This is a genomic window from Mycolicibacterium pallens, assembly GCF_019456675.1.
Lineage (GTDB): Bacteria > Actinomycetota > Actinomycetes > Mycobacteriales > Mycobacteriaceae > Mycobacterium > Mycobacterium crocinum.
The window spans coordinates 1354221-1366728 of record NZ_CP080333.1 but is presented as its reverse complement, the minus strand read 5'-3'; the positions used below and the strand labels follow the sequence as shown (position 1 = coordinate 1366728).

The following is a 12508-nucleotide window of genomic DNA, read 5'->3' as shown; positions in this document are numbered from 1 at the left end:
GGTAAGAACGGGAATGGACAGCGGGGGGATCGGACAAAGGAGACCGCGCGTGCTGGGACTGCCAGACGAGGTACACGCCTGTTTGTTCGACCTCGACGGCGTCCTGACCGACACGGCCCGGGTGCACACCCGGGCCTGGAAGTCGATGTTCGACGGCTACCTCGAGCGACGGGCGCAACGGGCTCACAGCGCGTTCGTGCCGTTCGACCCGGTGAACGATTACCGCACCTATATCGACGGCAAGAAGCGGCAAGACGGCGTCCGCTCGTTCCTGGCCAGCCGCAACATCGATCTGCCGGAAGGCGACCTCGACGACCCGTCGACCGCCGAGACAATCAACGGGTTGGGCAACCGCAAGAACGCCTTGTTTCAACAGATCCTGCAGAAGCAGGGCGTCGAGGTGTTCGACGGGTCGCGGCGCTACCTCGAGGCGGTGCATGCCGCGGGCATCCCGGCGGCGGTGGTGTCGTCGAGCGCCAACACCGAGCAGATCCTCGACATCACCGGGCTGGACCGCTTCGTGCAGCAGCGCGTCGACGGGGTCACGATCCGCGACGAGAACCTGCGCGGCAAGCCCGCACCCGACTCGTTCCTGCGCGGGGCGCAACTACTCAACGTCGAGCCCGCACACGCGGCGGTGTTCGAAGATGCCCTCGCCGGGGTGGCGGCGGGCCGGGCCGGGAAGTTCGGTTTCGTCGTGGGCGTCGATCGGCTGGGTCAGGCTGATGCCTTGCGGGACAACGGCGCCGACGTCGTCGTCACCGATCTCGCCCAGTTACTGGATCCGCAGTGATCAGAGGTGAAGCGTTTCCCATCGAGCCCTGGCAAGTCCGGGAGACCCACCTGAACCTTGACCAACTGGCGCAGTCGGAGTCGCTGTTCGCATTGTCCAACGGGCACATCGGATTACGTGGCAATCTCGACGAGGGCGAGCCGTTCGGTATTCCGGGGACATACCTGAACTCGTTCTACGAGACGCGACCGCTGCCGTATGCCGAGTCGGGGTTCGGCTACCCCGAGGACGGCCAGACGATCGTCGACGTCACCAACGGCAAGATTCTGCGACTCCTGGTCGACGACGAACCCTTCGACGTCCGGTACGGCGACCTCGACGAGCACGAGCGCATCCTCGATTTGCGGGCGGGAACGCTGACGCGCCGGGTCCGGTGGCGGTCACCGGCGGGCAAGCAGATCAAGGTGGTGTCGACACGACTGGTGTCGCTGGTGCAGCGCTCGGTCGCGGCCATTGAGTACGTGGTCGAGCCCGTCGACGAATTCACCCGTGTCACTGTGCAATCCGAGCTGGTCGCCAATGAGGACCAACCGGAGCAGTCCGACGATCCGCGGGTGTCGGCCGTCTTGAAACATCCGCTGGAGGCGATCCAACACGAGGCCAGTGAAGAGGGTTCGCTTCTGGTACACCGCACCAGGGCGAGCAAGTTGATGATTGCGGCCGCCATGGATCATCTCGTCGAAGTGCCGGGCCGGGTGGAGATTGACGCCATCGCGCACCAGGACATCGCGCGCACCACGGTCATCTGCGGGCTGCGGCCGGGCCAGAAGCTGCGCATCGTGAAGTACCTGGCGTACGGCTGGTCGAGTCTGCGATCTCGGCCGGCGCTGCGCGATCAGGTGGCCGGGGCGCTGGCCGGGGCTCGCTACACCGGATGGGACGGTCTGCTGAAAGCTCAGCGGACATTCCTCGACGAGTTCTGGGATTGCGCCGATGTCGAGGTCGACGGTGACCCGGACGTTCAACAGGCGGTGCGGTTCGGCCTGTTCCACGTGATCCAGGCCAGCGTACGAGCCGAGCGGCGGGCGATCCCCGGCAAGGGACTCACCGGACCCGGCTATGACGGCCACGCCTTCTGGGACACCGAAGGTTTCGTGCTGCCGGTGCTGACCTACACCAAACCCGATGCGGCCGCCGACGCGTTGCGCTGGCGCGCTTCCATACTCGATCTGGCCAAGCAGCGGGCTCAATTGCTCGACCTGCAGGGTGCGGCGTTCCCGTGGCGGACGATTCGCGGAGAGGAATGCTCGGCCTATTGGCCTGCCGGTACCGCAGCCTGGCACGTGAACGCCGACATCGCGATGGCGTTCGAGCGGTACCGCACGGTCACCGGAGACCACTCACTCGAATCCGATTGCGGGCTATCGGTTCTCGTCGAGACTGCGCGGCTGTGGATGTCCCTGGGTCACCATGACCGCGACGGCGTCTGGCACCTCGACGGAGTCACCGGACCAGATGAATACACCGCCATCGTCCGCGACAACGTGTTCACCAATCTCATGGCTGCGCACAACCTCCGCAGCGCCGCTGACGCCTGCGCCCGCAACGCCGAAACCGCCTACGAGATGGGCGTCAGCACCGAGGAGACCGCTGCATGGCGAAATGCCGCTGACAGCACCCACATTCCCTACGACGAGCACCTGGGTGTGCACCAGCAATGCGAGGGCTTCACCAAGCTACGGGAGTGGAACTTCACCGCCGAGACCGTCTATCCGCTGCTACTCCACCAGCCCTACGTCCGGCTCTACCCATCGCAGGTGATCAAGCAGGCCGACCTGGTGCTCGCGATGCAATGGCAGAGCCACGCGTTCACCGACGACCAAAAGGCGCGCAACGTCGACTATTACGAGCGCCGCACGGTGCGCGACTCGTCCCTGTCGGCCTGCACCCAGGCCGTCATGTGCGCCGAGGTCGGCCATCTGGAACTGGCCCACGACTACACGCAGGAAGCGGCGCTGATCGACCTTCGGGACCTGCACCACAACACCCGCGACGGGCTGCACATGGCGTCGCTGGCCGGCACGTGGACCGCGCTGGTCGCCGGCTTCGGTGGCCTCCGCGACGACGAGCACATCCTCTCGCTGGATCCTGCTCTGCCAGAGGAGATCTCACGGCTGAAGTTCGGGCTGCACTGGCGCAAGTATCGCCTGGCCGCCAACGTCACCCACGATGAGGTCACCTACACGCTGCGCGACGGGCCGGACGGGAAGCTCACCATCCGGCACGCCGGCGAGGAGCTGACATTGACGACCCGCAACCCGACCACGGTGACGCTGCGGACGCGCGAGGCCCTGCTGCCCGCTCCCGAGCAACCTCCCGGGCGCGCGCCGCGCAGGCACAGCGCGGAGTGAGCGTTATACCCCGGTGTTGATCGGCTCGATCGGCAGATTACGCAGGCCGCCGGGCGCTTCGGTGGGCACCACCGGGTTCTTCGGCGCGATCGGTGTCAGGCGCCGGTAGGGCTGCCCCTGCGCCGGGCGCAGATCCTCTTCACCCTTGTTGGGCCACAACGATGTTGCCCGCTCCGCCTGGGCGGTGATGGACAGCGACGGATTCACACCGAGGTTGGCCGACACCGAAGCGCCGTCCATGACATGCAGCGTCGGGTAGTTGTACACCCGCTGATACGGGTCGATGACACCGTTCTCGGGTTTGTCGCTGATCGCGGCTCCGCCGAGGAAGTGTGCGGTCAGCGGGATGTTGAACAGTTCGCCCCAGGTCCCACCGGCCACCCCGTCGATCTTCTCGGCGACACGGCGAGTCACCTTGTTGCCCACCGGAATCCAGGTCGGGTTCGGCTCGCCGTGGCCCTGCTTGCTCGTCATCCGGCGCCGGCCGAACGCCCCCTTCTTCGTGTAGGTGGTGATCGAGTTGTCCAGGTGCTGCATGACCAGCGAGATCATCGTGCGCTCGCTCCAGCGGCGCGGGCTGAGCATCCGGATCATGCCCTTGGGATCCTCGCCGGCGTTGGTCAACAACTGCTTCCACCGCGGCACGTCGGAGCCCTCGGGACCAGGCCCGTCGGTCATCAGGGTCTGAAGGAGACCCATCGCGTTGGAGCCCTTGCCGTAGCGGCACGGCTCGACGTGGGTGTCGGCACTGGGATGGATCGACGAGGTGATCGCCACTCCGTGGGTGAGGTCGAGATCGGGACGGGCCTCCAAACGTCCTGCGCCGACAATCGATTCGGAGTTGGTGCGGGTCAGCACCCCCAGCTTGTCCGACAGTTTGGGCAGCGTGCCGGTGTCGCGCATCTTGAACAGAAGCTTCTGTGTGCCCCAGGTACCCGCCGCCAGAATGACCTGGTTCGCGGTGAACGTGCGGGGGTTCTTGCGCGCCACCCGCCCGGTGCGCACGGTCTTGATCTCCCACACACCGTCGGGCCGCTGGGCGAAGCCGGTCACCGTGGTCATCGGAAAGACCTGTGCGCCAGCACGTTCGGCCAAGCCGAGATAGTTCTTGACCAGAGTGTTCTTGGCGCCATGGCGGCAGCCGGTCATGCATTCACCGCACTCGATGCAGCCGGTGCGGGCCGGGCCGACACCGCCGAAGTAGGGGTCCGGCACCGTCTTGCCGGGCGTCTTCTCCCCGCCCACCCCGAAGAACACGCCGACCGGCGTGGGGGTGAACGTGTCGCCGACACCCATCTCCTCGGCCACTTCCTTCATGATGCGGTCCGCGTCGGTGAACGTCGGGTTCTTGACGACCCCCAACATCCGCTGCGCCTGGTCGTAGTGCGGCATCAGCTCGGCGCGCCAGTCGGTGATGTGCTTCCACTGCGGGTCGTTGAAGAACGGGTCCGGCGGCACGTAGAGGGTGTTGGCGTAGTTCAGCGATCCCCCGCCGACGCCGGCGCCCGCGAGGATCATCACGTTGCGCAGCAGGTGGATCCGCTGGATGCCGTAGCAGCCGAGCCGCGGCGCCCATAGGAACTCGCGCAGTCGCCACGAGGTCTTGGCGAACTCGTGGTCGGCGTAGCGGCGGCCCGCCTCCAGAACGCCGACCTTGTAGCCCTTTTCGGTGAGCCGCAGCGCGCTGACGCTGCCGCCAAAACCCGAACCGATGATGAGAACGTCGAAATCCGGTTCCATAGGATCCAGTATGAACTTACCGATCGGTAACAAGCTAGCGAGGTGCGCCTAATTCTTCGAGCGTCACCCTAGTGTCACGTTCGGCGCCGACCGTGACGCTCGCGAAGAAACGTCAGCGGCCGACGGTCAGGCCGACCTTCTGGAACTCCTTGAGATCGCAATACCCGGCCTTGGCCATCGAGCGGCGCAGGCCGCCGACCAGGTTGAGCGAGCCGAACGGGTCGTCGGACGGGCCGTTGAGCACCTTGTCGAGCGAGGGCCGCTCCCCCGCCGCGATCTGCAGCAGCGCACCGCGTGGCAGCGACGGGTGCGCCGCCGCCACCGGCCAGAACCAGCCGTCGCCGAGAGCTTCGGCGGACTCGGCCAGCGGAGTGCCCAGCACGACGGCGTCGGCACCGCAGGCGATCGCCTTGGCGAGGTCACCCGAGGTGTGGATGTCGCCGTCTGCCAGCACGTGGACGTACCGCCCACCGGTTTCGTCGAGGTACTCCCGACGGGCCGCGGCGGCGTCGGCGATCGCGGTGGCCATCGGCACGCTGATGCCCAGCACCTCGTCGCTGGTGGTCACCCCGAGCGTCGAGCCGTAGCCGACGATGACGCCGGCCGCGCCGGTGCGCATCAAGTGCAGCGCGGTGCGGTGATCCAACACGCCGCCGGCCACCACCGGAATGTCGAGCTCCGAGATGAACGTCTTCAGGTTCAACGGCTCACCATCGGATGCCACGCGCTCGGCGGAGATGATCGTGCCCTGGATGACCAGCAGCTCGACGCCGGCCTGCACCAGCGCAGGGGTCAGTGCCTGGGCGTTCTGCGGGCTCACCCGTACCGCGGTGGTGACCCCGGCGTCGCGGATGCGGGCCACCGCGGCACCGAGCAGCTCGGGGTCCAGCGGCGCGGCGTGCAGCTGCTGCAGCAGCCGGATCGCCGCCGACGGCTCGGGCTCCTTCTCGGCCGCCTCGATCACCTGGGCGATCTTGGCCTCGACGTCGGCGTGCCTGCCGATCAGACCTTCGCCGTTGAGCACACCGAGCCCACCGAGGCGGCCCATTTCGATGGCGAACTCCGGGGACACCAGGGCGTCGGTCGGGTGGGCCACGACCGGTATCTCGAACCGGTAGGCGTCGAGCTGCCAGGCGGTGGAGACATCCTTCGACGACCGCGTCCGCCGGGACGGAACGATGTTGATGTCGTCGAGTTCGTAAGTGCGACGGGCAGTTCTGCCCATGCCGATTTCAACCATGTCACGCACGAGTCGACCCCTAGCGGGCGTAGTAGTTGGGAGCCTCGACGGTCATGGTGACGTCGTGCGGGTGGCTCTCCTTGAGTCCCGCGGCGGTGATCCGCACGAACTGCGCGTGCTGCAACCCCTCGATGCCCGAGGCGCCGGTGTAACCCATGGCAGCGCGCAGGCCGCCGGTGAGCTGGTGGATGACGGTGGACAGCGGGCCGCGGAACGGGACGCGGCCCTCGATGCCCTCGGGCACCAGCTTGTCCTCGGAGAGCACATCGTCCTGGAAGTAGCGGTCTTTGGAGTACGACTTCGCCGCACCGCGACCCTGCATCGCACCGAGGGAACCCATGCCGCGGTAGCTCTTGAACTGCTTGCCGTTGACGAAGATCAGATCACCCGGCGCCTCCGCGGTACCGGCCAGCAGCGAGCCGAGCATCGCGGTCGACGCACCCGCCGCCAGCGCCTTGGCGATATCGCCGGAATACTGCAGACCGCCGTCGGCGATCACCGGCACACCGGCCGGCGCACACACCGCGGTGGCCTCCAGAATCGCCGTGATTTGAGGGGCACCGACACCGGCCACCACGCGGGTGGTGCAGATCGACCCGGGGCCGACCCCGACCTTGACTGCGTCGGCGCCGGCCTCGACCAGGGCGGCGGCGCCGCTGCGCGTGGCGACGTTGCCGCCGACGACCTCGACCCGGTGCCCCACCTCGGCCTTGAGCTTGCCGACGGTGTCGAGCACCCGGCGGTTGTGGGCGTGCGCGGTGTCGACGATCAGCACGTCCACTCCGGCGTCGACGAGCGCCATGGCGCGCTCCCACGCGTCATCGCCGACGCCGACCGCGGCGCCGACCAGCAGCCGCCCGTCGCTGTCCTTGGTGGCCAGCGGGTGCTGTTCGGTCTTGACGAAGTCCTTGACGGTGATCAGACCGGTCAGCCGCCCGTGTCCGTCGACGATCGGCAGCTTCTCGATCTTGTTGCGGCGCAACAGGCCTAGCGCGGCGTCAGCGGTCACGCCCTCCTGCGCGGTGATCAGCGGGGCCTTGGTCATCACCTCGGAGACCGGCTTGCTCATGTCGACTTCGAAACGCATGTCGCGGTTGGTGATGATCCCGACGAGTGAGCCCTGCGCATCCACCACCGGCAGACCGGAGATGCGGAACCGCGCGCACATCGCGTCGACCTCGGCCAGCGTGTTCTCCGGCGAGCACGTCACCGGGTCGGTGACCATGCCCGCCTCGGACCGCTTGACCATCTCGACCTGTCCGGCCTGCTCGGCGATCGACAGGTTGCGGTGCAGCACGCCCATACCGCCCTGACGGGCCATCGCGATCGCCATCCGGGCCTCGGTGACGGTGTCCATCGCGGAGCTGACCAGCGGCACCTTCAGCCGGATCTTCTTGGTCAGCTGGCTGGAGGTGTCGGCGGTGGCCGGAACCACGTCGGAGGCGGCGGGAAGCAGCAGCACGTCGTCGAATGTCAGGCCCAGCATCGCGATCTTGTTGGGGTCGTCACCGCCGGTGGGAACCGATTCCCCCAGCAGGCCATTCAGATGCGCGGTCAAGCCGTCGATGCGGCCGGTGCTGCCTTCGGCAATGGTCATCGGTGGGGCTCCATCAGCTGGCGGAATGTGGACACCATCCTATCGGCTCACGGTGGCGTTCCCTGGCGCGATACCCGCCGCGTTACGTAGTGTGGACTCGTGCGCGACCACCTCCCACCAGGCCTGCCACCAGATCCGTTCGCCGATGACCCGGCCGACCCGTCGGCTGCGCTGGATGCATTGGAGCCCGGGCAGCCCCTGGACCCCCAGGAGCGCGCCGCGGTCGAAGCCGATCTGGCGGACCTGGCGGTCTACGAGGCACTGCTCGCCCACCGCGGAATCCGTGGGCTGGTGGTCTGCTGCGACGAATGCCAGCAGGACCACTACCACGACTGGGATATGTTGCGCGCCAACCTACTTCAGCTGTTGGTCGACGGCACCGTCCGTCCGCACGAGCCGGCGTACGACCCCGAGCCGGACGCCTACGTCACGTGGGATTACTGCCGCGGATACGCCGACGCCTCACTCAACGAAGCGACGTCGGACTACGACGGCTTCCGCTGAACCGCGGAGTTGATTTTCTGCTGAGCGCGAAAACCGCTCAGTGCCCGCTGCCCTGACCGCCGAAACTCGGCAGCTTCGGCAATTGCGGTAGCTGCGGCGCCCCCGGCATCGGGAACATCGTCGTGGTGGTGATCACAGCGGCCGGCGGCTGCGTGCGAGGCGTCTGGAAAGCAGTCGACGGCACCGAGGCGATCGTCTGCGGCGCAGTAGCCGGGGCCGATGACTGCTGCTGCTCGACGACGGCCGTCGACGTGGTCGCTGCGGCGGCCGGTGCCTCCGGCGCAGCCGCCGTCGTCGTCGCGAGCGCCGGCGACTGGGCGGCCGAGCTGACACTGGACGTCGCCCCGGCCAGCGTGGTCGTCGTGGTGGTCGTGGTCGGCAACCGCGTCGTGGTCGTGGTGGCACTCGTCGGAGTGGTGGGCGGCGTCGTCGTGGTCGGCGCGACGGTGGTGGTCGTCGGGACCGTCGTCGTGGTCGACGGATCCGTCTGCTGGGTCGGCGAGGTCGGAGTCTCCGACGTCGAGGGACCGGACGTGCCGGTCCCGTCCGAGGGCGTCGTGGAGATCGTGATCGACGGCAGATCCGGGACGCTGGTGGGCGGCACCTCGGGTCCGTTGGACGGCGTGATCACAGCCGGGACCAGCTGCTCGGGGGCCGACGCCGGAACCGTGTAGGTGATGCCCGGTGGCACGGTGGCCTCCGGATCCTTCTGCACGACCTTCGCCGACAGCTGGTTCCACTGCTCGAGGACCTGCGCCTTCTCCGGCTGATCAGCCACTGTGCTCACCTGGCTGTTGACCTCGACCAGCTTGGCCTGGGCCCCCTCCCAGTCGCCCTTGGCAACTAGCTGCTGGACCTCGGCGAGCTGCTCTTTGGCCGAGGCCAGGGCCACTTGGTCGTCGCGGACCTGCGTCGGTGTGCCGAACAGCATCGTGCGCAGCCCGTAGAGGGAGTCACCGGGCCCGGCACCGGCCACGACCGCACCGAAACCGCCGAGGGCCAGCACACCGGCAGCCGCTGCGCCGACAATGCTCAAACCGCGCCTGCTGCGTCCGCTGCTCTGCTTCTCCGCCAACCCGGCGCGCAGCGCCGTGACGGCGTCGCGTTCGGTGATCAGCCCGGTCGCCGGCGGCCAGCGCATCTCGTCGCGCCAGCCGCCCAAAAGGTCGGCCAGCTCGGCGTCGGCTCGGTCCTGCGGGGCCACCGGATACCCGGCGGCCAGGGCGTCGATGAAGCGCTCGCTGGCCAGGATGGCGTCGAGCGACGGATCGTCGTTGCGAGAATTTCGTCCGAAGTCAGGCATAGCCGTTACCTGCCGCGGTGATCTCGGTCTTCAACTTGGCCAAGGCTCGGTGCTGGGCGACCCGCACCGCACCCGGTGTGCTGCCGACCGCGTCGGCGGTCTCCTCGGCGGACAACCCGACCACGATGCGCAGCATCAGAATCTCGCGCTGCTTCTCGGGCAGGATCTCCAACAATTTGGTCATCCGCGCGGCGGAGTCCGACTGCATCGCCATCTGCTCGGGGCCAGCGTCGAGCGAGAACCGCTCCGGCACCACATCGGTGGGGTCGGAACGGTTACGGGCCGCGGCGCGATGCGCGTCGGCGACCTTATGAGCAGCGATGCCGTACACGAAGGCCAGGAAGGGGCGACCCTGATCCTGATAGCGCGGCAGCGCCTGGATGGCGGCCAAGCAAACCTCCTGAGCGACGTCGTCGGCAGAGAGACCGACCCGCTCCGTGGACCCCAGGCGAGCCCGGACATAACGGACCACGATGGGGCGGATGGTCTCCACAACTTCCCGGAGGGCATCCCGGCTGCCGGCCACTGCCTCAGCAACGGCGGCGTCGAGACGTTCTCCTGGAATTGTCATCGACGGCGATATCTCCAACGTTACGTACGGGACGCTTCCCGGCAGCCATTCAGCTAGACAATATCGGCCCGAACTGCCGATCGGGTGTTAGCGGCTACTCCACCGGCCGCCGCGCCGTGTGATAAGGCCTGCACAGTCGTCTCGGATGGCCGAGACCTGCTGTGACGTAAGCGATGCACTACCGATATCGGCCAGCAGACACGCCAGCGCCCAGCGCAGCGGAACCAGGCTATAGGTCTCGGTGTCGCGCAGCGCGGCGTCGGCGACCGCACGGGCGGACTCGAGGTCTCCGGCACAGCACAGCGCGGCGGCGAGCACCACGTCACTCTTGACCCTATGGCGCCGCAAAGCGGGCAGCATCTGCTCGGCAATCTTCACCCCGCGGCGGGCGTGGGTCACGGCATCCTCGCCGTGCCCGCCGGCCATCGCTAGTTCAGCGTTCACCCAGGCCCGGCGGACGACCAACCGCGGCATCTCGTCCTCGCGGGTCAGCTCGCCGGCACGCTCGAGCAGTCGCGCCGACGCCGCGAGCCGCCCCACCCCGAGGGCGTCGGCGGCCAGACCCACCACGGCATCGGCGCGAGCCTGCACGGCGAGCGGGCCGTCGCCTGCGGTCTGTGCCACCGCCAGGGCGCGGCCGTCCCACCCGGCCGCGAGCCGATGTCCGCCGAGTTGCCGCAGCAACGACGCCTCGGTGCTCAGCGAGAGCGACGCCAGGGCGCCGGCGGGTTCGCGGCGGCGCAGCGCAGCGAGGTCGGTTCGCGCGCTGCTGTATCGGCCCTGGCCGGCGGCTGCGACGGCCCGCAGCCACAGCTGTTCGGGCGTATGCGCGGCGGGCAGCGGCCAGCGGTCCGGGCTGTCACCGAAGGCGGCGGAGGTCAATGCAGAGGCGTCCATCTGCCCCGGCACGCTATCAACCGACGACGGAAAAGATCTCAGTTAACAGTTCGTGGTCGCCGTGTTACGGCTGTGTTTACTACCTATTGGGTGAGCGGAAATCCGGTGGCGATTCCGGAGGCGTCGTCCTGCGCAAATCACAAAACCATCACGATGAACGCGCATCGAATAGCACCTCACCCGGCGGCGGTGGGTCGCAATGATGAACGTGATGTAAATTCTCGAGCTGCGATTATGTGATTGCGCACATGGTGCGGCTATTGACGCGCTTTGCGAGGCGCCCCTAACTTTGTTCCCACGAGTAGTCACCGGCGACAGTGCTCGGATCGGTTCCACAACTCACGCATGTGAAAGATGTGCGGAGAGAGGGGTTTTCCAATGCCACAGCCGCAGCAGCTACCTGGCCCGAACGCCGACATCTGGGATTGGCAGATGCAAGGCGTCTGCCGAGGCGTCGATTCGTCCATGTTCTTCCACCCTGACGGCGAGCGTGGCCGCGCCCGCGCCCAGCGCGAGATGCGCGCCAAGGAAATGTGCCGGAGTTGCCCGGTGATTGCTCAATGTCGTTCCCATGCCCTGGCTGTCGCCGAGCCGTATGGCATCTGGGGTGGATTGAGTGAATCGGAGCGTGAGTTGTTGCTCAAGCGCGGAATTCGCCGATCCGCCTGATCCTCAGCAAACATGTGAAGAGGCCCATCCCGCGAGGGATGGGCCTCTTTTCTACTGCGCGCCGGCTGCCAGCCATTGTTCGAACGTCGTCGGGGCGATGCGCGCGCCCTCGCCGGGAAGCAGGACATTCCCGGCCAACTCCTCGCCCAGCGGACCGGCCCAGGACGGGACCAGCTTGACCGAGCGGCCCAGCACCGCGTGGGTGCGCCGGGCCATGTCGACCAGATCCTGGGTCTCCGGGCCGACGACGTCGACGTAACGGCCCTGCGGCTCGCCGGCGGCGACCTCGGCCAGCACCGCGGCGATGTCGTCAGGCGCGATCGGTTGGACGAGCAGCGGGGCGATGACCGCGACGCCGTCCTGCTCGGTCCAGCTGGCCGCCATCGCGGCGAAGTCGTGGAATTGGGCGGCCGGAACGATCGTCCACGGCACCGGCCCCGTCTCGATCAGACGTTCCTGCTCCCGCTTGCCCTCGTAGTGGGCGGTACCGCCGTCGATTCGGTTGATCCCGACGATCGAGAGCAGCACGTGATGACGCACGCCGGCCCGTTGCTCGGCTTCGAGCAGGTTTGTCGTCGTTGTTGCGAAGTACTCACGGGTCTCGTCGGGACCGATGGGCGGGGCACTGATCGCGTCGACCACCGCGTCGACGCCGGCGAGCGCCGCATCCAGACCCTCGCCAGTCAGTAGGTCGATTCCCTGCGAGCGGCTGATCCGCACCACGTCGTGCCCGTTGCGTTCGAGGGCCGCTACGGTGCGAGCCCCGATATTGCCGGTCGCGCCTGCTACCGCGATACGCATGGAAGAACCTCCGGAAGTTGTCGTGGTGCCTAAAGGTCGGAA

Annotated in this window: 11 protein-coding genes; 4 read left to right on the top strand and 7 right to left on the bottom strand. The window is 67.5% G+C overall.

Features of this window, described 5'->3' with window-relative positions:
- Positions 1-13: 13 nt before the first annotated feature.
- Both K0O64_RS06695 and K0O64_RS06690 read left to right on the top strand, forming a co-directional pair.
- Positions 14-793, top strand: coding sequence for a beta-phosphoglucomutase family hydrolase (locus K0O64_RS06695; RefSeq protein ID WP_096310459.1), 780 nt, complete (start codon positions 14-16; stop codon positions 791-793).
- Positions 790-3144, top strand: coding sequence for a glycoside hydrolase family 65 protein (locus K0O64_RS06690; protein ID WP_071947215.1), 2355 nt, complete (start codon positions 790-792; stop codon positions 3142-3144). The genes K0O64_RS06695 and K0O64_RS06690 overlap by 4 nt, the downstream gene beginning before the upstream one ends.
- Before the next feature lie 3 nt (positions 3145-3147).
- On the opposite strand, the gene K0O64_RS06685 is transcribed toward K0O64_RS06690, so the two are convergent.
- The 3 genes from K0O64_RS06685 to guaB all read right to left on the bottom strand — a co-directional run bounded on the left by K0O64_RS06685 (position 3148) and on the right by guaB (position 7610).
- Positions 3148-4884 (bottom strand): GMC family oxidoreductase, encoded by a 1737-nt coding sequence (locus K0O64_RS06685; protein ID WP_071947216.1) that lies wholly within the window; start codon positions 4882-4884, stop codon positions 3148-3150.
- A 112-nt stretch (positions 4885-4996) separates the two neighbouring features.
- Positions 4997-6124: a GuaB3 family IMP dehydrogenase-related protein gene (locus K0O64_RS06680; protein WP_096310457.1), complete on the bottom strand. Its 1128-nt coding sequence runs from the start codon at positions 6122-6124 to the stop codon at positions 4997-4999.
- Between the two features lie 19 nt (positions 6125-6143).
- A complete protein-coding gene (gene guaB, locus K0O64_RS06675; RefSeq protein ID WP_096312731.1) occupies positions 6144-7610 on the bottom strand; it encodes an IMP dehydrogenase in 1467 nt (488 codons plus the stop codon).
- 210 nt (positions 7611-7820) lie between these two features.
- Here guaB and K0O64_RS06670 point away from each other — a divergent pair, with 210 nt between their 5' ends.
- Positions 7821-8225 carry a DUF5319 domain-containing protein gene (locus K0O64_RS06670; RefSeq protein ID WP_036340680.1) on the top strand — a complete coding sequence of 135 codons (405 nt, stop codon included), beginning with the start codon at positions 7821-7823 and terminating at the stop codon, positions 8223-8225.
- Positions 8226-8262: 37 nt separating this feature from the next.
- Here the strand turns inward: K0O64_RS06670 and K0O64_RS06665 are convergent, their stop codons facing one another.
- The 3 genes from K0O64_RS06665 to K0O64_RS06655 form a co-directional block, all read right to left on the bottom strand.
- Positions 8263-9528, bottom strand: coding sequence for an anti-sigma-D factor RsdA (locus tag K0O64_RS06665; protein WP_220046234.1), 1266 nt, complete (start codon positions 9526-9528; stop codon positions 8263-8265).
- Positions 9521-10099 carry a sigma-70 family RNA polymerase sigma factor gene (locus K0O64_RS06660; protein WP_071947219.1) on the bottom strand — a complete coding sequence of 193 codons (579 nt, stop codon included), beginning with the start codon at positions 10097-10099 and terminating at the stop codon, positions 9521-9523. Before K0O64_RS06660 ends, K0O64_RS06665 begins: the two co-directional genes overlap by 8 nt.
- Before the next feature lie 87 nt (positions 10100-10186).
- A complete protein-coding gene (locus tag K0O64_RS06655) occupies positions 10187-10996 on the bottom strand; it encodes a tetratricopeptide repeat protein (protein WP_220046233.1) in 810 nt (269 codons plus the stop codon).
- 378 nt (positions 10997-11374) lie between these two features.
- Between K0O64_RS06655 and K0O64_RS06650 the strand changes: the two genes are divergently transcribed.
- On the top strand, positions 11375-11665 hold the full coding sequence (locus tag K0O64_RS06650; protein ID WP_071950050.1) for a WhiB family transcriptional regulator: 291 nt from the start codon (positions 11375-11377) through the stop codon (positions 11663-11665).
- 51 nt (positions 11666-11716) lie between these two features.
- Here K0O64_RS06650 and K0O64_RS06645 read toward each other — a convergent pair whose 3' ends face one another.
- Positions 11717-12466 carry an SDR family oxidoreductase gene (locus K0O64_RS06645; protein ID WP_071947221.1) on the bottom strand — a complete coding sequence of 250 codons (750 nt, stop codon included), beginning with the start codon at positions 12464-12466 and terminating at the stop codon, positions 11717-11719.
- Positions 12467-12508: the final 42 nt, after the last annotated feature.

What these genes read in the sequence shown, in the direction of transcription:
- K0O64_RS06695 (WP_096310459.1), top strand. Translation starts at nt 14, where the DNA reads ATGGACAGCGGGGGGATCGGACAAAGGAGACCGCGCGTGCTGGGACTG.
- K0O64_RS06685 (WP_071947216.1), bottom strand. Translation starts at nt 4,884, where the DNA reads ATGGAACCGGATTTCGACGTTCTCATCATCGGTTCGGGTTTTGGCGGC.
- K0O64_RS06680 (WP_096310457.1), bottom strand. Translation starts at nt 6,124, where the DNA reads ATGGTTGAAATCGGCATGGGCAGAACTGCCCGTCGCACTTACGAACTC.
- guaB (WP_096312731.1), bottom strand. Translation starts at nt 7,610, where the DNA reads ATGCTGGGCCTGACATTCGACGACGTGCTGCTGCTTCCCGCCGCCTCC.
- K0O64_RS06665 (WP_220046234.1), bottom strand. Translation starts at nt 9,528, where the DNA reads ATGCCTGACTTCGGACGAAATTCTCGCAACGACGATCCGTCGCTCGAC.
- K0O64_RS06660 (WP_071947219.1), bottom strand. Translation starts at nt 10,099, where the DNA reads ATGACAATTCCAGGAGAACGTCTCGACGCCGCCGTTGCTGAGGCAGTG.
- K0O64_RS06655 (WP_220046233.1), bottom strand. Translation starts at nt 10,996, where the DNA reads ATGGACGCCTCTGCATTGACCTCCGCCGCCTTCGGTGACAGCCCGGAC.
- K0O64_RS06650 (WP_071950050.1), top strand. Translation starts at nt 11,375, where the DNA reads ATGCCACAGCCGCAGCAGCTACCTGGCCCGAACGCCGACATCTGGGAT.
- K0O64_RS06645 (WP_071947221.1), bottom strand. Translation starts at nt 12,466, where the DNA reads ATGCGTATCGCGGTAGCAGGCGCGACCGGCAATATCGGGGCTCGCACC.